17 protein-coding genes and 1 pseudogene are annotated in these 18,266 nt (G+C 63.3%); 1 reads left to right on the top strand and 17 read right to left on the bottom strand.

Features of this window, described 5'->3' with window-relative positions; translation table 11 throughout:
* Positions 1 to 3 precede the first annotated feature (3 nt).
* From ABG82_RS01905 to ABG82_RS01855, 10 genes are all read right to left on the bottom strand, one after another.
* Positions 4 to 600, bottom strand: coding sequence for a hypothetical protein (locus ABG82_RS01905; RefSeq protein WP_131676377.1), 597 nt, complete (start codon positions 598 to 600; stop codon positions 4 to 6).
* A gap of 29 nt (positions 601 to 629) precedes the next feature.
* On the bottom strand, positions 630 to 2,501 hold the full coding sequence (locus ABG82_RS01900) for an FtsK/SpoIIIE domain-containing protein (protein ID WP_155772764.1): 1,872 nt from the start codon (positions 2,499 to 2,501) through the stop codon (positions 630 to 632).
* Positions 2,501 to 2,830: a hypothetical protein gene (locus tag ABG82_RS01895; RefSeq protein WP_043080545.1), complete on the bottom strand. Its 330-nt coding sequence runs from the start codon at positions 2,828 to 2,830 to the stop codon at positions 2,501 to 2,503. The genes ABG82_RS01900 and ABG82_RS01895 overlap by 1 nt, the downstream gene beginning before the upstream one ends.
* A gap of 711 nt (positions 2,831 to 3,541) precedes the next feature.
* Entirely contained in the window at positions 3,542 to 4,432 is an 891-nt protein-coding gene (locus ABG82_RS01885) for a DUF2637 domain-containing protein (RefSeq protein ID WP_043080543.1), read from the bottom strand.
* Between the two features lie 34 nt (positions 4,433 to 4,466).
* Positions 4,467 to 4,916 (bottom strand): hypothetical protein, encoded by a 450-nt coding sequence (locus ABG82_RS01880; RefSeq protein WP_054432145.1) that lies wholly within the window; start codon positions 4,914 to 4,916, stop codon positions 4,467 to 4,469.
* Positions 4,917 to 4,936: 20 nt separating this feature from the next.
* Positions 4,937 to 7,600 (bottom strand): bifunctional DNA primase/polymerase, encoded by a 2,664-nt coding sequence (locus ABG82_RS01875; protein ID WP_043080541.1) that lies wholly within the window; start codon positions 7,598 to 7,600, stop codon positions 4,937 to 4,939.
* Entirely contained in the window at positions 7,597 to 9,474 is a 1,878-nt protein-coding gene (locus tag ABG82_RS01870) for a DNA polymerase (RefSeq protein ID WP_043080540.1), read from the bottom strand. Before ABG82_RS01870 ends, ABG82_RS01875 begins: the two co-directional genes overlap by 4 nt.
* A gap of 86 nt (positions 9,475 to 9,560) precedes the next feature.
* Entirely contained in the window at positions 9,561 to 9,758 is a 198-nt protein-coding gene (locus tag ABG82_RS01865) for a helix-turn-helix domain-containing protein (protein WP_043080548.1), read from the bottom strand.
* Between the two features lie 1,277 nt (positions 9,759 to 11,035).
* Positions 11,036 to 11,668 carry a hypothetical protein gene (locus ABG82_RS01860; RefSeq protein ID WP_052511153.1) on the bottom strand — a complete coding sequence of 211 codons (633 nt, stop codon included), beginning with the start codon at positions 11,666 to 11,668 and terminating at the stop codon, positions 11,036 to 11,038.
* Between the two features lie 443 nt (positions 11,669 to 12,111).
* A complete protein-coding gene (locus ABG82_RS01855; RefSeq protein WP_078343368.1) occupies positions 12,112 to 12,810 on the bottom strand; it encodes an MT-A70 family methyltransferase in 699 nt (232 codons plus the stop codon).
* An 86-nt stretch (positions 12,811 to 12,896) separates the two neighbouring features.
* Between ABG82_RS01855 and ABG82_RS01850 the strand changes: the two genes are divergently transcribed.
* Entirely contained in the window at positions 12,897 to 13,649 is a 753-nt protein-coding gene (locus tag ABG82_RS01850; RefSeq protein ID WP_234708096.1) for a sensor domain-containing protein, read from the top strand.
* A 14-nt stretch (positions 13,650 to 13,663) separates the two neighbouring features.
* Here the strand turns inward: ABG82_RS01850 and ABG82_RS01845 are convergent, their stop codons facing one another.
* The 7 genes and pseudogenes from ABG82_RS01845 to ABG82_RS01820 all read right to left on the bottom strand — a co-directional run bounded on the left by ABG82_RS01845 (position 13,664) and on the right by ABG82_RS01820 (position 18,172).
* Positions 13,664 to 13,924 carry a hypothetical protein gene (locus ABG82_RS01845; RefSeq protein WP_043079804.1) on the bottom strand — a complete coding sequence of 87 codons (261 nt, stop codon included), beginning with the start codon at positions 13,922 to 13,924 and terminating at the stop codon, positions 13,664 to 13,666.
* Positions 13,925 to 14,210: 286 nt separating this feature from the next.
* Positions 14,211 to 15,686: a hypothetical protein gene (locus ABG82_RS01840; protein ID WP_043079805.1), complete on the bottom strand. Its 1,476-nt coding sequence runs from the start codon at positions 15,684 to 15,686 to the stop codon at positions 14,211 to 14,213.
* A gap of 6 nt (positions 15,687 to 15,692) precedes the next feature.
* Positions 15,693 to 16,004, bottom strand: coding sequence for a type VII secretion target (locus ABG82_RS01835; protein ID WP_043079806.1), 312 nt, complete (start codon positions 16,002 to 16,004; stop codon positions 15,693 to 15,695).
* Between the two features lie 65 nt (positions 16,005 to 16,069).
* Positions 16,070 to 16,480: a hypothetical protein gene (locus ABG82_RS28850; RefSeq protein ID WP_234708106.1), complete on the bottom strand. Its 411-nt coding sequence runs from the start codon at positions 16,478 to 16,480 to the stop codon at positions 16,070 to 16,072.
* 360 nt (positions 16,481 to 16,840) lie between these two features.
* Positions 16,841 to 17,071, bottom strand: a pseudogene (locus ABG82_RS29125) (DNA adenine methylase); the annotation flags it as partial.
* A 25-nt stretch (positions 17,072 to 17,096) separates the two neighbouring features.
* Positions 17,097 to 17,471, bottom strand: coding sequence for a hypothetical protein (locus ABG82_RS27455; RefSeq protein WP_131676320.1), 375 nt, complete (start codon positions 17,469 to 17,471; stop codon positions 17,097 to 17,099).
* Positions 17,472 to 17,617: 146 nt separating this feature from the next.
* Positions 17,618 to 18,172 (bottom strand): recombinase family protein, encoded by a 555-nt coding sequence (locus tag ABG82_RS01820; protein ID WP_043079807.1) that lies wholly within the window; start codon positions 18,170 to 18,172, stop codon positions 17,618 to 17,620.
* Positions 18,173 to 18,266 lie beyond the last annotated feature (94 nt).

Here is an 18,266-nt window from a genome sequence, read left to right as displayed (position 1 = left end):
TTCCTATGCAACTTCTGATTTCACGTACTGCTTGTTCCACTCGCTCGCGCGTTCTGGCAGCGCCCAGCCGCTCGGCAGTCGCATCTCGCGCAGCGCAGCGAGAGCCGAGTTCTCGACCTTCCGTCGTGTCGGGATCCCCGTGATGACAGCACCCGCAGCGGCCACGCCGACAGTCGTCAAACGGAACTCTGGCTCGACATCATCTGGTCGCCAGGCGTCCCGCACAGCCTGCTCCAGCGCGCCGAAGTCTCTTGGGGGATATTTCCGTCCGCCACCGAGAAGCCACGACACCAACGCCATGGCCGACACTTCACACACGGGGATCCTGGCCTCCACAAGCCGTCGCTGAATCTCCCCGGCGAGCATCATGCGGCGCGGTGCAGACGTGTCTTTCCGTGCGTCTCCCATGCTCGGTTTCATCATCACGACCAGTTCGGGAACACCCGACCGCAGCACCGATTCCAGTGTCAGTTCGGCTGTCGTCAGCGTCCGAGCAACCTGGTGCATCACGTCGAAGTTGTCGATGCGCGGTGCACGCACGAACTTGGTGACGGGGCTCGGAGCGCCCTCGACGAATGCGGCGACGGACACTCCAGTCACTACACAATCAAGTCCGACAACAAACCTGCTCACAGTGAGAACCCCTCCACTCCAGTGCTTCCCGTGTCCTCGTCGCGCTCGACCGCAGGGGGCGTGACAGCCCCTTCGGGCTGCTCGTCGGTCTCGCGCGCGGTGGGACGTGACACGACTTTTTCGGTTCGGTTGAGGAGCCGTGCAGCCACGGCGGACTGGTCTTCGACGGGCTCGCAGCGGGACAGCTCGGAGTCCAAATCAGCGGGGTCGCGATAGCCAGCTTGGAACAGGACGATTCCGAGCCCTTCCGTTTCCATGACGCCGCGACCTTTGTTGGACATCAGGATTTCCGTAGGATCTGGCGCGCCAGGTGCCTGGCGACCAAGGACAGTCACTGCCTGCTCAGGCGTGCTCACACGGAAGCAAATCTTGAGTGCAGCGTTGTCTCTGATGACAGTGGGAACCGAAGTGGCATCGGGCTTTTGAGTCGTCAACACCACTACAACACCAGCCGAGCGGCCCTTCTGGATAAGTGTCCGAACGAGCTTGCGGACTTCATCGGAAGCATTCTTCTCCTCTTTGTCCATGCCCGACTGGTCCAGCCACGTCTGGCACTCATCGAGCACGATGAACACGGGCTTCACGTCGAGCTTGTTCTTCTGCTCAGCAGTCAGATTCCAAAAGTTGTTGGCTCCCAGCACCGAGTACATGGCCTCGGCCCGCGCGGTGCGCAGAGCGTCCAGCTTCCGCAGAGTTTCGAGCGGAGCGGCGATGTCGCCCGACCTGTCGTACGTGCTGGAAATATGACGGAGGGGGTGCAAGTCGAAGCCCGACTTCCCGTCGAACACGTGCAGTTCGGCTTTCCCAGCCATTCCGGAGAACACGGGCAAGAGGCTCGCTGTCTTTCCGCTGCCGGGCACACCACCAACCACCAGGCCGCTGGAGCCGTTCCACGTAATCCATGCCTCGTCGCCAGACTCGGTGATGCCGAGCAGGCTTCGCCCCCTCTCGGCGTCGAAAAGTCCCGAGTCGGGAGTAGTGCCACTGAACGGGTCAACGTCGTTGAGATGCAGGACGACTTCGCCGCCGTCACCGTCCGAAATCCGCATGTTGTCGGCTGCGAGCCCCGCCGCCTTGAGCCCCGCGCGGAGTGCATCAGCCTTGGCGTTCCAGTCCTTCGCGGAGCGGCCAGGCTGATGCGCGAACGTGAGGCGCAGTCCAGTGCGCCCCACACGAACGTCCGACAGGCTCGGCACTGATGTGATCGTGACTTTCCGCTCAACGACCCCATACGTGCCTTGCACCGATTCGGTCGATGTGCTCGAAACGGTGATCCCAGCGGCTTCCAGCAGTCCGGCGAGCCAGGTGTCGTCACGCAGCCGCTCAAGAATCGAATAGCGCTGCGCCACCTCGGGAAGCAACGAAATTGTCTGGTCACTCCATCCGATGAAACTCGCATCGTGCGCCAGCTCGGGCAGCTCGCTGGAGATGACCGCTGGCGCAAGGTCGGACTCAGCAACTCCTCCACCCGCGCGCAGAACAAGCATCGGCCCGCCCTCGCGGCTGTCGATTCCAACTCGCTGCGCAAGCCCACTTGGCATCGCGGCTTTCACATGCCACACCCAGGTCGCGGGACGACCGAACCCCGCGCCGCTATACCGAGTCAATGGAGTCGAGAGAACACGACGCTCCTCGGAGGTCGCCTGACGCACAATCTCCGCGACCGCCTTCTCAATGTCCTGGCGCGCTCGAAGCTCGATGGCCGCGAGCCGCTCAGGCAGCTTTTCCCACTCGCGCTCGGCTTGGTCGGCGTCGCGCTCAATAGCGTCCAGGCGCGCGTCAGCGCGCTTCACGCCGCGCTGCCTCATGAAGTCTTCCCAGCGCTCGGCACGACGAGCCATCGCGGCCCTCTTTTGCTGACGCGTCATCACACCCACCGCTCCGTCTGCTCGGCGCGGACGCGCGCCACCGCCGCGTCAACATTCCGCTGGGCCTCGCGACGAGCGCGCTCGACCGCGCGGCGCATCTGCTTGTTCGCGTCACGCTGCGCCGAGTTCACTTCTTGCTGCACGTCCATGCGCGCCGAACGCGCGGCCACGGGACGAGCCCGTTCGACCCTTGCCGATGCACGGCCCTGGAGTCCCATCCACACGAGAAGTCCAGCGACGGTCAAGAATCCGAATCCGATGAGCGGATAGTCACCGACCAGTCCGAGACCCAGGAAGGCCAAGACAGCAGCTCCAACGAACTTGCCCATCTGCGCACCTCCTGGCTCTCCGAGGGCTCTTTGCCAGACCCCTCTTCTCTTAATCCGACGAACGGAGTTAGAGGAGTTCGTCGTTAATAAGTCTAATCAAAATCTTTGCCATGTCAACCCTCAATCCCACCAATCCCGGTGCGTACCAGCACTTCCCGTTACTCTGGCATTAACACCACACTTTGCTATTGGGTCAGAAATACCCGCTGAACTGGGGAAACGAGGAGTGCGGAGGGGATGAAAGGTGCGGGGAGCTGGGTGTTTTCGCAGGTCAGAGTGGTTGAGGTGGAGAAGGGCTGGAAGGAAAAGGCCAGGTCGCTGGAGGGATTCGGTGGCCAGAAGGTTCGCCGCGAGCGCCGTGCCGTGGCTGCGCCACGGTGCGGTGGGAGGTTCGGCAGGTGCTGGGTGGTTTACGGAACGGGGATACGGGTGGCTGAGAGGCGTTCTGGGGCGGAGGAAATGGGCCGTCAGGTGGCCTTACGGCGGGCGTTATGAGAGGGCTCGGGAGCGGGCGTGCGAGGGGCGCTCGGATGGCTGTAGAAGGGGTTCTCTAGCAGGGCATATGGGAGTGTGCTCGATGGCGTGAGCGAGGGTTCTCGGAATCTTACGGCCCGTCTTACGGAGCCTCTTACGACCAGTCTTACGCCTCGTCTTCCACGCGGTCTTACGTTTTCGGGGCCACCAGCGGGTCAGGCGGTCGGGCAAAGAGGCTCAGGAGACGGCTTGGAGTCCGTGGCGGCGCTGGGACTCGGCTTCGGAAAGCACTTTCGTCACGACCGAATGGTGGACTCCCGCCCGCTCGGCCACGATGTTCTTCCGTGACTCCGACTCGGCCAATTCGAGGATCCTCGCCACGACAGCGACGGGTTGGCGCACGGCCTTGGACTCCACAATCCTCTCGGCCAGCGCGACCGTCTCGGGCGTGGGATTCGGCGCGTCAGGAGCCACCTGGGGCGCGCTGGACGGCGCGGGACGCGGTGCGGCGGGCGCGCCCGGAGAGGCGGGACGCGGCGCGAGAGGCGCGGTGGTGGGTGCGGTTGAGGGTGCTTGGCGCGGCGCGGTGGGTGGTACGGGGACTTTGCTGACCTGGGGTTGCGCGGCGCGCTGAGCCAGGCGCATGGCGCGCTCGTCGGCCCCACTGAGAGGACGCAGCACGACGAGGGCCACGGAGGACACGGCGATCCCCGCGTCGATCGTCAACGGGAACAGCCAGGCCAAGCGCGGGCTCAGACCACCCGCGAGCGCGACGCCGAGCAGGCCCGAGTAGGACAGCACGGCGGCGATGAGTGCCAAGCTGGCGGTGACCGAGACGGCCAGGATGGCGGTGCCGCCTGCGTCCCGCCAGGATGCTGCGGAGCGTGCTCGGTGCATCTTGCCGACGCGGGCAAGCACGGTCACCGCGTGGATGCTGATGAGCGCAATCAGCGGCGGGATGAGATACACCGAAAGCCTGATGAGGGTGGGAGGGATGTAAGCCAGCAAAGCATGAGCCGCGTTCCCCAGCAGCGTGAGTGCGGTGGCTCCGATGAGCCAGCGCCAGAAGAAGCGGTGTGCCTTGGCGCGTTCGGCGTCGGACTCGGCGCGGTCTGTCAAGGTGCTCATGGCACTGATTGTTGTTGGGCTGGAGGGGGTTTGACTACTCATGCGGTGTCACGTCCCCGTTGTTGAGGGCTTCCTCGATGACCTCGCGGACTATTTGCCGTTGGAACGCGGGCCACGTGCCTCGCTGCGCGGCGATGCGTACATCCAGCTCGTCGCGGAGCCGAGTGACTTCGGCGCGCAGCTCCTCGACGGCCCGCTCACCGCCGCGCAGCCTGGCCTCGTGCTCGGCCCGCTCAATCAATCTTTCGATGTTGAACGGGCGGAACCAGGCGTCTGGGCCAACTGCCAGTATTAGCGCCGCGCCGCCGCGCTTGGGCGCAAGTGGCACATCCCAGCCTGTGGGGTCGCACAGCGAGCAGGTGAGCCGCCCGTTGGCGTTGGGGGCCAAGCTCGCGCCGCGATATCCGCACCGTTGGCACCGTTCGGGTGCGAGTCGGTCGGCGCGGCTGGTGATCCTGCCGTCGATGAGTTGATGGGTCGTCATGGTGTTCACTCTCCTTCTTTTCAGGCGCTCTGGAAGGCGACGACTGTCGAATAGGTGGTGCCGTCGAAGACGAGCAGGCCGCTGTCGGCCAGTTCTTGGACGGCGTGACGGAACAGATGTCGATCTCGACTCGCGAGGGTGCGGCGCAGTGCGGCTCCTGCTGTCGGACCGTGAGCGGCCAGGTGCTTGCGTAGTCGTGTGGCGACACGTTCGACTGATGCGGCGGTGGCGTCGGCCTTGGAGGCGTCGGCGGCGGCGTAGGCGATGCCGTTGCGCCGTCCCGTCTCGCGGGCGTCGGCGTCGCCGGACTCTTTGAGTTCGGCCCAGACTGCCGAGAGCATGCCGAGGTGGATGCGCACGAAGACCCCGGCGGCGTCCCAGTCCTCGTCGGTGGGTTCGCTGCGTCCGTGCAGGATCGCCAGTAGCGCCATCACCCGCAGCCGTGTGAGGACCGTGTGATTCTGGATGGTGCGGGCGGTGTGCTCCTCGCGCTCTTCGGGGCTCATACCCAATGTGGGAACGTAGCCGCGTGCGGCCAGTGTGTCGCGTTCGGCGCGGATCTGCGCCATGTGGGCGCGGGCTGCTGCAGGCCAGGGAATGACGTGTGGGGCGGGCAGCACCTCCCCGTCGTCGGCGTCCCCGGGCGAGACGAACTGTGGCCCTGCCGAGGGGAACAGCGGCAGCGTCGGCGTGGGCACCGAGGAGGGCGTGGTGCGTGAACGCAGGTCAGCGGACACCGGCAGCAGCGGGAAGCGTTGCGGTGTACCGCCGCTGATTTCTGCCGGGGTGAACATCGCGGCCATGTGCGAAGGCTGGGCTCCCATGGTGACCGCGAACCGATACGAGCCTGCTTTCAGCGTGGCTTCACGGTCGGCTTCGGCAGTCACGTTCGAGGTGGCATCACCTGACAGCAGTTCGCGTAGCACCGAGCCTGTCTTGCTTCCGGCGCGGTAGAAGTCCGCCATGAAGCTGTCGATTTCGGGTGCGGCCACGAGCATCGTGTAGCGGTCACGCACGCGAACCTTCAACTTCTGCTTGGTCTGCGGGTCGGTCTCAGTCTCGGTATGCACATACTTCTTGACCCACCCTTGTCCGGTGCCCGCACCGACCACCAAGCAATCCGGCGGAAGCACCGCCTGCATGTGCCGCAGAATCTGGGACTTTCCCGCACCGGACTCGCCCACCAGGACGCACGCGAAGTTCAGCGAACCGCCCTCACCGAGAGTGCGCGGGGCCGCACCCGACGCCGTGGGCAGCACCACGTGGTGCGGAACATAGGTGCTCACGTGCGCCAGCGCCACACCAAGCTGCGCCCACGCCGACACCCCTTCTGTTTCGGCGTCTTTGGCAAGCCACTGCAGGATCGGCGAACGGTCCCAGAAATCCCCTTCGATAGCGGGAAGCTGCGACGGATGCAAGGGCTCCACACCGAACGGGTTCTTCTCGACGGCAGAGTCGGCCTTGACGGACTTCTCGTTGTCGTTGTCGTCGGGCACGACCGACAGATGCGCTCTCTTGGCGGCGAGCTTCTCACCCAGCTTGCGGCCCAACTCGGCTCCCAGGACGGGTAGGTCAACCTCTGGCGCGGCGTCCACAATGCCGAGCTGAGTCTTGGCCTCGGGAATGGACAGTCCTTCCATCGCCGCGACGAATGCCACCTTGGACCAGGTGCGTTCGCCGCCCAGCTCGGCGGGTCCAGCATCGCTGTAGAGGTGCAGCGCACCGACCTTGCTCGATTCCCCGAGGGCATCGCATGCGGCCTCGTGTGCGACCGCCGATTTCGCTCCCGCCACGTTCTTGCCGGGGCGGGTCCACGTCGAGCATCCGCATGTCTCGGTGTTGCCGGTCGGTGTCCAGCCGCGCGGTTCAAGCAGTGCGGCCCACGCGGTTCCGTCTTCCCATGCCGCCACTGCCTCCGAGCGGGTGTCCTGGCCGTCGCGCTGTCCCTCGACACGGGTGGGTTTGGTCAGCAGCTCAATGAGCCAGATGGGGGCTTCGGTGATCCCCGAATCCAGGTAGACATACGGGCCTTCGGCGCGTGTAGACGGTGGCAGCAGCGCGCCCTTACCGTGTCCGACCATGACGACGTATCCGCCACGACCCTGAGATTCCTTCTCGTCCTTGGTCAGTGGTTCCGAGTAGCTGCGCAGCGATGCGGGGTCAACACCGTCAGGCAGTCGCAGCCACAGATGCCCTGCCTGGCCGTCGTGCTCCAAGCGTCCGTCATCGTCACGCTGTCCGGGTGTGCGAACCGTGACAGGCGGAAGGATGTCGCCGTGCGATGCCCACAAGGCTTGCGCGGCTGCGACATCGCCCGCATTGTCCATGTCCACCAGCACGTAGCGCGACCCGCCGATGTGAACGCCGAGATTCGGGGTGATGCCCTGCTCGGCAGCGCGTTCCAGCAGCTTCTTGGCACGGGCGACGTTCCGCGTTCCCGAGTACCAGCCCGCCTTCACGGTGCCGTCACCGCGCAGATGCGCGCTCGTTTTGGCGTCTGCGCGCTTCATCGCCTCAGTTCGAAAGTCCAACGGAGTCTTGCCGTTCGGCTCCACCAACACGACCTCGACGCCCGCCTTGATGAGATGTCCGGCATACGCGGCCAGGTCATGTTTGTCGCCCGCGTTACGGCTGGCCAGCACCGAGGCCAGCGGGTCGGTGGTGGTCTCTCCAGTGCCGATCACAGCTCGTCCCCTTCTTCTTCGATGTCGAACGTGGTGAGGTCGGTGCTCTTGCCGGGCTTGCCCCAGCGCGCACCCAGCAGCTCGGGCTCGGCCCGCAGGGTCAGTGGCAGGTCACCGACGTGCTCGACGAGTCGCGCGGGCGCTGTGGCCATGATTTCGGCGACTTCAGCCACCACGGCGGGATCGCCGTCCACCACCAGCTCGTCATGCACGGCCAGCATCACGTGCTCACCCAGGCCACGCCGCGCAATCTCGTACAGTGCTTCGGCCATCAGGTCATAGGCGCTGCCTTGCACGACGTAGTTGGTGCCGGTGTAGGACTTGAGCTGGCCGTTGACCCGTGTGATGGGGATGGTGCGCCCGGACAGTGTGGTGACGTGCCCGCCGTTGGCGGTTCGGGTCATGTTGGCGATGAGCCCCTGCACCCCAGGCATCGAGGAGAAGATGCTGTCCCGCAACGTGACTGCATCGTCCACGGTGATGCCCAGGGTGCGCGCCAGGCTGGTCGGTCCCTGTCCGTACTGTCCGGCGAGGATGACGACCTTGGCGATGTCGCGCTCGACACCCGCTGCCTCGACCGCCAGGCTGTAGGGGTCCAAGCCGTCGTGGATGGCGTGCAGCAGTCCGGCGTCCTGGCCGACGGCTGCCGCGACCACGACTTCGATGCTCGACCAGTCAATCGACACCAGACCCTTGTCGAACGGAGACAGCAGGATGCCCCGTGCGGCAGCAGGGAATTGCTGCAACGCGGGGTCGGAAATCGACATGCGCCCGGTGCGAGCGGCCATCACGTTCACCGTGGGGTGCACCAGGCTCGTCGCCGCAACCGACTGCGCGATGGTGTCCAGGTAACCGAACGTCTTCTCGGCGCTGCGGACGGTCAGGTAGTCCGCGACCTCGGGGACGCGATTGGCCAGGCTCTTGAGGAGTTTCTTGGCCGTGGAGGGCTTCCCGGTGCCCGTGCGTTCCCAGTGGGCGTCGATGAGCCCCGCGTCCTGCAGCCACACCGACATGGTGTTGGGCGCGCTGGCCTTGATTCCCGCTGCGTCCAGACGTGCCGTCCGCAGCTGAATGTCCACGCTGTAGCGGTCGCGGAACGCATCGGCGTAGCCCAGGTCGGCGGGTAGCCCGGCAGCCGTGCGGCGCACCATCATCCGCATGATCGCGGTCTCGCGCTCCACGAGACGGCGCAGCTCAAACTCATCCACCGCCCAGAACGGGGCCTTGCTCGCCAGTCGGCGCAGCTCGCCGATCAGGGGGTCGCACAGACGCGCTGTCACGGACACGTCGGCCACTAGGCCGTCCAGGTACCGCGCACGCGACAGGTCAGCCTCGCGGTACCACTTGCCCGCCGACCAGGTGCCAGGAAGGTCGGACCATGGCGACGGCGCTGCGGGGAGTCCGAGCAGCCGTGTGGCGCACGCGGACAGGGAGTTCTGACCACCGGGGTTGGACATCCGAGCGACGGTCAGAGTGTCGTACACGCGGTCCACTGTGGACTCTGGGAGCAGGCCCGCGCGCATCAGGATCGGAGCGTCGAACGCGCCGTTATGCAGATGCAGCTCGGTAACACGGTCGAGGGTGTCTGCGATGAGGTCAGCTTGGCGGGGGTCGCGGGGATCGAGGATGACCACCGTCTGCCCATCGGCACTGCCGATACCGACGCACTTGATGCGCCAGCGGTCGGCGGGCGCGACGCCGTACGTTTCGATGTCCACCGCGACGTGCTCGCCCGCCAGAATCGCGGGAAGCAGCTCCTGGGCCGCGTGCACGCCTACACCGACCTGCACACGCGCACCCGCGACCTCGCGAACCTCTCGCACATACGCGGGAACCGCTGGCACATCGGGTGTTACGCTGGAAATGTCGAGCACAGAAATGTCCTTTGTGTGTGATGGCGAGTAGGTCCGACTTTCCGTTTCTCAGGCGGCGAGAGTCGGGCCTACTGGCGTTTTAGGCGTTACGCGCTCGCAGGTAGGCCGTCGATGTACTCAGCCAAAGCTGCGCTAGTGAACTTGAACTCGCGGCCATCACGAACGGCACGCAACGCGCCCGCTCGGCGCAGCTCGTCTACACGGCGTGCGCTCGTGGAAAGGAACTCGGCAGCCTGTTCACGGTCGAACAGACCGCGCGGGGCGAGTGCGGCTAGCGTTTCCATCTTCTCTCCTCGTTCAAGAGTTGCTACTTGCAGCTTCTCGGTACCCCCCATGTAACCACCTGGAGTGCTGGAGTCAACCTCAAAACGGCACGTAGATAAGGTGTTAAGGTCGCTTGTAACACGAGAAATAGGACCGAACACCCACTCTGTTCTGATTTGCTGAAATGGTGAGGGGGTGCTCGGCGGATATGCGGCCAGAGGGGGAGGCAGGAGCTTGCGGTCGCAAAAGGCCGAGGTCAAAGGCGCTTCCCCGCAATGAGATTGCCTGTTACGCTCGCGAAAACACTTAAATGGCAAACCATTTCGTGTAGTGTGCTGGCCATCAACAACCTGACTGCCCTAAAACGGAATTGTGACCTTCATCACATCTGCGACGGCGCGGGGGCGTTTCCCGTGTTACCAGGCGTGCAACAAAACCCCTGGCCGACAACACATATCGAGAGGGGTGCCGCAGGCGATCCGTACCAGCAGGGGGCCTACATGTGGCCATGTCGCCCCACGGGGATCGTGGCCGTATGTGGCCGTCGAGCGCGGCCCTACCCCTCCCACAGGCGACCATCTACGCGGTGGACATTTGCCGCAATCCTGTCATTTTCACATCCGAGCTGGTCAGCGCGACACGATGCCTGACGGAGAGCGTGCTAGACGCAGGGGTGGACATCGCAAACCGCTGGGGTGGACATTAGCTCGTCCACCCCATAAAATCACCATCTAGCTGCAAGTATTGCGCGAAAACACCGTTTGCCACAGGGGGTGGACATGGGGTGGACAATGTCCACCCCTACCGCCCATCCCCGCCGTCGAACCAACACCCTTTAAGAAATATAGATACATAGTAATATATGCATATGTTGTATTTTTATATAGAGAGCCAGGGCTGCGCGGGCTCGGCGGCGCGCACAGAGGGGGTGGACATGTCCACCCCTGTCCACCCCCCTGTAGCGAACTATCGAGTCACATGGAAATCGCCTCTTGCTGCACATATGCAGAAATAACAGGAGTTGGGTAAATGTCCACCCCCATGTCCACCCCTGTCCACCCCCCACGCATAGCGCACCAATCACCAGGCCGCTATCGGCCTTGAAGAGCTTGAATGCGGAAATAACAGGATTTCAGCAAATGTCCACCTCCCAAGGCGTGGACATTCCTAACCATGGTCGCCAGCCAGGCTCGCCACCGCAAAACCCCCGTTGAGCTGGGAACACCCCGTCTGCCTATCTGAGCCGTGCGCAGAGAGTTACTGGCGTTCCCGCGCTTCACGCGCCTACCCATGGTCGTCAGTTTTTGCGTGGCGCGCTCATGTGCCGCCAGATCGCGTGATCGAGCACCGTAGAGGCAACCTCAAGTTCCTTCGCGACATCCGTTACAAGTTCAGCGACTTCCTCTGCGGAAACTTCGCGGTTAACCGCCTGGGCGACAAAGCGGGTCACCAGCGTGTCCGCCTTCACCCCGTCATGGCCCAACAGCATCAAGAAATACGACCAGGTGACCGTACCCAACCCTTTCGTCCCCACGTAGGCACCCCGGTGGCCAGGACTGTCCCGCACATCGCGGGCGTGCACCGCACCGGAAGCTGCAAGCCTTCCTGCCGCGTCCACAATGGCCACAGCCTTAAGCACCCCACCCGTGCTCTGACGGTTCCCCAGTACCTCTGCAAGAGCCTGAGCATCCACAGCCGCCAGCACCCGCAAATCGTCCCACGGAGCGCGATCACTGAAAGCCTTCTTGTACCTGCCGATAGCGCCCCGCACCCCTGTATCGGCAGATGTGCCATAACGGGCCTGAATCGAGAGCACCGCATCAATCAACGCCAATTCGATTGCACCCGGCCAACCATCGGGAACGTGGTCGAACGACGACGGCAACTCCGCACGAACACGCGCCAACAACAACGCAACCTCGTCCGACATCGAATCCCCTCACTCTCCGAGGGAACCCGACACGTCCCCCCCTGCACGAAACGCTAGCCCTTGAACACCACCCCTGTCCGCGCTTCCCCGAAGTGTCACTCCGAGAACAACACTGGGGCCACACCTCGCCACCGGACCCTCCCCGAACACCCACACCGCTAAACCCCCAGCTCAACACCATCTCCCCGAACACCCGCACACCGGGGTCAGCCCACCCGAACACCAAAACCCCAGGTCAACCCCACTTCCCCCACGGCGAGCACGGTTTTCCGCCGTCCGGTATGTACCGGACACCCTCATCCCACCTCAACCACGCGGTTGAGATGGTCACCCCTCCACGAAAACCCGTCTACCAGCCCTTTTTGCTTTACGGGGTGACTTGGAGGTGTCCGGGGAGGCCCCGGACTCTCCGACGTGGGGTGAGCGGGCTTGTCGATCCCCCCTCAACTCCCAGCCAGCGCGGCCCTGCGGTACCGCTTCCGACACGCCTCACTGCACCACAGCCGCCGCCGACCTGTGCTCGGCTGACCCAAGTCCCCCTGGCATACAGGGCACCGCAGCGGGTGTCTTTCCGGACGAAAACGTCCGGAAACTCCCGCCGCCTCGTCGCCCCAAACGGTCCACTCGGCCCGCCCCTCCCGTGCGAACAACTCCAGCCGAGGGCCAGGCGAAGCCTGCTCAATCAAGTGATATGCCTCGGTCGGTTTCCGACTGTGCTCGCGCCTCCTGGATGTGATCACATTCGTCATCGAGCGTGCCCCTGGCAGCGTCCTCAAGCTCCCCCTGACACCAAATAACAGCAGCTCAGTGGCATTGCGGAAATAGAAGCCAACGCCCGAACCATCGGGCTCCCCGTCCAGCCTTGTTTTCAGCCACGTGATGCTCGTAGTGTATCGAAAACCCCAGTGCTGCATCACTTTTAGCCCATCTGGCAACATCGAGGACGGCACCCAAAGGTACAAATGTGCGTCCTGCGCGGTTACGGACGGCACTGGGAGAGCGCAAATCTCGTCAAGGTGCATGGTGCGATAGCGGTGCCTCAGTCCACTCTCTGGCGACATACCCGCACGACGGTTACCGAAACGCCAGGGCGGGTCAGCGAGCACGGTGCGGAAGCCGCCAGGGACGGTCGGGAGGGGCATGGAGCTAGCTTCCTGGCTCCGATCCTGCTGGTCACGCGCGACACGCTGGCGCGCCCCTGGTGGTGTCCCCGACCTACCATCAAGCTGTGACCCGTACCGTTCTCTCCACCGTCGCGCTCCTGACTGCCGTCGCGCTGGCCGGGTGCTCGGGAACGGTCGAGGGGCAGGCGGTCAAGCCCAGCGCATCGGCGCTGGGCATTCGGTCCATCAACCAGGTGTTACCGGACATCACCGAGTTAGCAAAAGTGCTCGGATCGCCGATGAAGGTTGGTTACCCAGACGGTCAACCCGGTGGTGCCGATATTCTCTCTGGCGGTTTCAAAGGTGCCGAGCCTGCCGAGTGCGTTCCGGTGAAGCTATCAGGCGCTCAGGGAACGTACCAGGGCGCTCGTGTCAAATCTGCTGTTGTCATCGAGTGGGAGACCTCAACAGAACTGAAAGCTTTTCCCCGCCCGTTCTTTTCCGTACAAGCCGCAGTCGTCGAGTTGGGCTCCCACGGTGATGCCCGCGACCTGTATGCCAGGGCTTCCACTTTGTGGCAACGCTGTCAGGGCAAGACCATCGTCACGCATGATGTTGCCGTGACAGGAGAGACTTTCGCCGACAACATCACACAGGTGTCGGATGCCAAGGGAATGCTCACCGCCGTCGATGTCCAGTCGGCCGTGGGCACCAGTACCAGCCCCAACCGCTATCAGAGGGCGTTTACCGCTGTGTCAGAGTACCTAGTGGACGTTAGAGTCGTAAATACCGCTTGGCGCACAGGGGATTCAATGAATCCCGACAACGCCGTCGCAGTAGCTCAACTCATTGCCAGTCGAATCTCTTCGCCTTCATAGCCGTCGCCCCTTGCCTAGATGAGCAGCAGCGCGAAGCTTGTCACCTCGAACACAATCAGCCCCGTACCGGCCGCGAACATCCCTACCGCGACGTATCGCGCTCGCTCGCTGAGAAAGAACACGATCATCCCGAGCAAGATGGGGGTTACGAAGGCGAATACCCACAGAACCGCCGCTGATGCAACGCCGAGTGCTGTTCCTGAAAGCAGCCCTACAACCAGGTGGTAGGGGTGGAACCCTGCCCTTCCGTCGGGTGATGCCTGTTGTTCGGTCACCTCAATACCGACAGCAGGGCAATAGTGAACAATGCGGCAGTTCCGCTGGATGGTGCCAGCACAAGTGCCACCCCAGCGGTTCTGAGCTGCGAATTTCCACCCCGGCGATACAACATCAGCCCGATTACCACAGGAACAACAGACACAAGCAGTACCACTGCTACTCCGACGTTCCAGCTCGGTGCCGACGATGAAACAGCCGTAATCCGAAGTGCAACAGCCCAGTACACTCCAGCCATCACCGCAGAAAGGAATGTTGCACGGACCCACTTAGATGGGCTGTCCACTACTTCTGCCCAATCGGGTCGATAACAGGAATGGTGGGTGCGTCCGATGGCGGTCCCAAGGGGGTAAGCGCCGGTGGGATGCTGATCGTTGGGGGCAGCGCGGGCATAACGGGCGGTACGTGCGTGCCCGGACCTGGCGGTAACGGCACTGCGTGCGGGAATTCATTGGATGGGACGATGCTCGTGAACGAACGCGGGATTGACCCGTCTCCGATGTAGTGAGTGGGCGGCGCGAGCCCCGTCAGCGGTCCCCATGCGTCGTCGCGAATCTGAGGCCATTCCTGAAGGACGGGGGTCCACTGACCGCCGGGTGTCATATGATTCGCCTCGAACGCCGGGAACCACGTCATGTTCGCACCGACACGTGGACCATCGGGTCCGGGCGCAATACCCAGATTCCCATTGACACTGATATAGCTGTCTTTCGCGAGGTTTTGGCCACCCACTGAAAACGGGTCCGCAGTGTTGTAGTAAATGAGCACGGACTTATCGCTCTTCTGCACAGCACTCACCTCAGGTATCCCCGCCTGCGCTTCCCCGGTAGTCATGTTCACCGATGGATTCTGGCGCGCGACGATTACCCCGTTCTCGTAGTCCACCAGTATCGACACTCGCGAATCTTCAGGCAGCGACTTGGGATTGAATCCTCTGTTATCACCTGCATTGAGATCACGCGGAGGCCATTTCGTAGGGTTTGGAGCTATTACGTCCTTGCTCGGGATAAAGAAGTTGTTTTGAAGAACCCCCTGACCAGGAGACGGCTCGATTTTGGCGACCGCTATTCGGGGTGGGGCTCCTTTATTTTTCGGGTCGTAGCTGTGCGGGTCCATTGCAGCAGCCGTCGCCCAGTCGGCGGGAGTGGTCGGTGCCCGCCCGAACAGCTCCTTGAACGCATCCGATTGATTACGCCGTCGCTCGGCATTCCTGGGATCCAGTCCTGGACGTGTCGGGGTACCATCACTCAAATCGGGCACGGGCGTCCCCGTCGCGGTCGCTATCGCCCTTGCCAAATCGGCGTCCAGAGCCGCTCCAGCCGCAAGCACTGCTCCGACCTTCGTTTGCATCTCGGAGACCTTTTTTGCAATCCGTGCCGCTTCCTCGTCTTTCAGATAGGACGTATGCGACGGGGCGGTCACCTGGTTAGTGACATCGTTGATGTCAACGGCGGGCTGCGCGTACGCCTCGTCGAAGATTTGTCCGATGCGTTTCGCCAGGTCTTCGGATTCGCCGTGGACACGCTCCAGGTCGTCAGCAGCCTTGCGCAGATCCTCCGCCTTGGCCTCGTGGTCGCGTGCGCTCGCCTCCTTGCCCGCCCGCGCGGCCTCCCCGCCATGCCCCTCCCAGGTGGACGCCTTGTTCAACTCTCGATAAAAAGCGGCAGAATTGGCATGGTTCTTTGCCGCATCAGCGGTCGCTTTCTGTAGCGATTCGACCTCGGGCGGCAACTCCCGCAACTCTTTCAGGTTCAGCGTCATCCCAGCTCACAGCCCTGACCCGACATCACCGATGTTGTCAGCACTCCGACCATCGGTACGCTCGTAACGACTCGCCGCTTCCCGATCTCCCTCGGCATGCGCCGCAAAACCCTCACCGAACCGCACGCCGTCAGACTCCCAGACCGTCAGCATCTCGGGCAACGCGGCAGCAGCAAGACCAGACCCCAATCTCACCTGCCCTGCCTGCGAATGTGCCGACCGATGACTCGTTGAAAACGTCTCAGCGTGAGCATCCAGACGGTCGGCAGCCGCACGGAACTCGTACGGATCAACCCGCAAGGGTTCAACACTCGGCATCGCGCACCCCCGTCAAGGTAGTCAGTTAGGCGCACAATAACACCGCGAGCTGGCGGTCCGAGTCCCTAACCCGCCACCTCGTCGTCCTCGACCTCCACGCCCTCAATATCCCGTCGAGCACGCCACCCCGCGATCCTGCACGCCTCGCTGCACCAGCGCCGCCGACGCCCCCGTTTGGGATGCCTCAGAACCGCCGAGCAGCCCACGCAACGGTGTTGCATTTCCGTAACACCAGCTGACTCCTGTAACGGAAATTCCCCCTCGCCGCCCAGCCCCTCCAGCGGCCTGTTACTCCACAGCACCTCGACCCGCCGACCGTCCCCAGAGCCCTGGCTCGTCAACATCGGAATCTCGTAGCGGTACCAGCCCCCGAGTATCCCGTCGTACAGCGCCGAGCTGTACCCGCTCACGACAACACTCGCATCACACGACAAGCACGCCTCCAACAACTCGCGATGAGCCCTATCACTTCTCATCTCAACTCTGTACTCCCCGCCGCGCCGAATCCCCCTGTCCACCACGTAAGGCGGGTCCACATAGAGCAAGGTGTCCCGCGCCCCTCCGTATGCCTCGACCAGCTCCACCGCTGGCCTGCACTCCAAACTCACACCCCGAATCCGCTTGGCTGCCTGAGCAATTCGACCCGCATACCTTTGCAACACGACAGGCATCGGGGTGGACACGGGCCGCAAGTCATGCCTCCACCCTGTCCGCGTGAGGCTCCCCGACCGCCCTTGCGTCAACGCGACGAACACCCGCCGCGCGATTTCCAGCTCATCCAGTTTGCTCGAAATCTCTTGCGCTAGAGTCCTTTCAGCCCGCGAGTGAGGGGTCAGGGAACACACACGTTCCAGCTCGTCGGGCCTGTCGCGTAACACTCTCCAGAACGTCATCAAATGCCCGTCGAGGTCGTTCACCGTCTCCTGGCGGGAGGGCTTCTTGGCGAGCAGGAGGGCCAAGCTACCCCCGCAGACTTCGATGTAGTGTTTATGTGCGGGTAACACCGCAGCCAGCCTCGGAGCTAACCAGGATTTTCCGCCGAAGTACGGAACTGGACTTCTCGTCACCTGGCAGATGTTACCGGGACATGCTTCAGCTCTTGGGATTTCCGCACCCGCACGTCACCTCGCGCTCCCCGACCGCTCCGCACTGGAAACACACGACGTACCAGGGTGTGTCGGCCTGGTCGTCGCCTGACAGTCCATCCCACCAGTCCCGCCAGGCGGGCACATCCCCGACTGGCACCGCGTGGATGTGTCTGCCTGGCAGTATGCGGGGCTCGTCTCGCACACCTGCCAGGATTCTCGCAACCTCGATTTCAGACAGCGGTGACCAGGACATCGAGTCCATCGAAAGCACCTCGTCAATCCGCGCAATGACGTCAATGATGTCGCCGCCCTCCCCGAGAGGCTGCCCGCCCTCGGGCTCGGGACGCCACTTCTCGGCTTCCCCAGCAGCCCAACGCAATTCGCTAGCCGAATCATAATCACCAAACCCCTCGCACCATGTGGCTGCCTGTCGCGCCGTTTCGGGCGTTAACACTTGCTCTCGCAAAGTGCGGAACAGGCTCCAGCCGCCCGTGACGATGACCCACTCCCCGACGACCGCCGCTCTCAACTAGCTTCTCCCAGAACGCGATACAGCGTGCTTCTCCCAACCCCCAGGCTCTCGGCCACCTCGGACACCCTGTGCCCAGCACTTACCAAGGTTCTCGCCTGTTCGACCTGGCCCGTCGTCATGGCCGCTGGCCGACCGATACGGGCTCCCCGAGACCGTGCTGCTGCGAGGCCCGCCTGCGTCCGCTCGATGATGAGCGCCCGCTCGAACTCCGCGAGAGCCCCGAACACCGACAGGATGAGCCGACCCGATGCCGAGGAGGTGTCGATGCTCTCTGTCAATGAGCGGAGATGAATCCCCCTGGCGGACAGGGATTCCACCAACTCCAAGAGGTTCTTGAGGGAACGCGCTAATCGGTCCAATCTCCACACGACCAAGGTGTCACCCGAACGCAACATCGACAGGCAGCGGTCGAGTTCGGGGCGAGAAGACACCGACCCGCTCACGCCCTCGTCTACGAACACCTGCTCCACCCCGGCCGCGTGGAGTGCGTCGAGCTGCAAGCCCGTGCTCTGCTCGACGGTGCTCACCCGCGCGTACCCAATCAGCATGCTTTCTCCGTCTCTAAACCCTCTCTCACCCGCATTACGGGAATCTCGTTGTGGGACAAGGTTTCGGGACCGCAAATGTTGAGGTCGGGGTAAC

The organism is Mycobacteroides immunogenum (genome assembly GCF_001605725.1).
Lineage (GTDB): Bacteria > Actinomycetota > Actinomycetes > Mycobacteriales > Mycobacteriaceae > Mycobacterium > Mycobacterium immunogenum.
This window is presented reverse-complemented; position numbering and strand designations above follow the sequence as displayed.

Coding starts and splice junctions, on each gene's coding strand:
- ABG82_RS01900 (WP_155772764.1), bottom strand. CDS start 2,501: ATGACGCGTCAGCAAAAGAGGGCCGCGATGGCTCGTCGTGCCGAGCGC.
- ABG82_RS01895 (WP_043080545.1), bottom strand. CDS start 2,830: ATGGGCAAGTTCGTTGGAGCTGCTGTCTTGGCCTTCCTGGGTCTCGGA.
- ABG82_RS01885 (WP_043080543.1), bottom strand. CDS start 4,432: ATGAGCACCTTGACAGACCGCGCCGAGTCCGACGCCGAACGCGCCAAG.
- ABG82_RS01880 (WP_054432145.1), bottom strand. CDS start 4,916: ATGACGACCCATCAACTCATCGACGGCAGGATCACCAGCCGCGCCGAC.
- ABG82_RS01865 (WP_043080548.1), bottom strand. CDS start 9,758: ATGGAAACGCTAGCCGCACTCGCCCCGCGCGGTCTGTTCGACCGTGAA.
- ABG82_RS01860 (WP_052511153.1), bottom strand. CDS start 11,668: ATGTCGGACGAGGTTGCGTTGTTGTTGGCGCGTGTTCGTGCGGAGTTG.
- ABG82_RS01855 (WP_078343368.1), bottom strand. CDS start 12,810: ATGCCCCTCCCGACCGTCCCTGGCGGCTTCCGCACCGTGCTCGCTGAC.
- ABG82_RS01840 (WP_043079805.1), bottom strand. CDS start 15,686: ATGACGCTGAACCTGAAAGAGTTGCGGGAGTTGCCGCCCGAGGTCGAA.
- ABG82_RS01835 (WP_043079806.1), bottom strand. CDS start 16,004: ATGCCGAGTGTTGAACCCTTGCGGGTTGATCCGTACGAGTTCCGTGCG.
- ABG82_RS28850 (WP_234708106.1), bottom strand. CDS start 16,480: ATGAGAAGTGATAGGGCTCATCGCGAGTTGTTGGAGGCGTGCTTGTCG.
- ABG82_RS01820 (WP_043079807.1), bottom strand. CDS start 18,172: ATGCTGATTGGGTACGCGCGGGTGAGCACCGTCGAGCAGAGCACGGGC.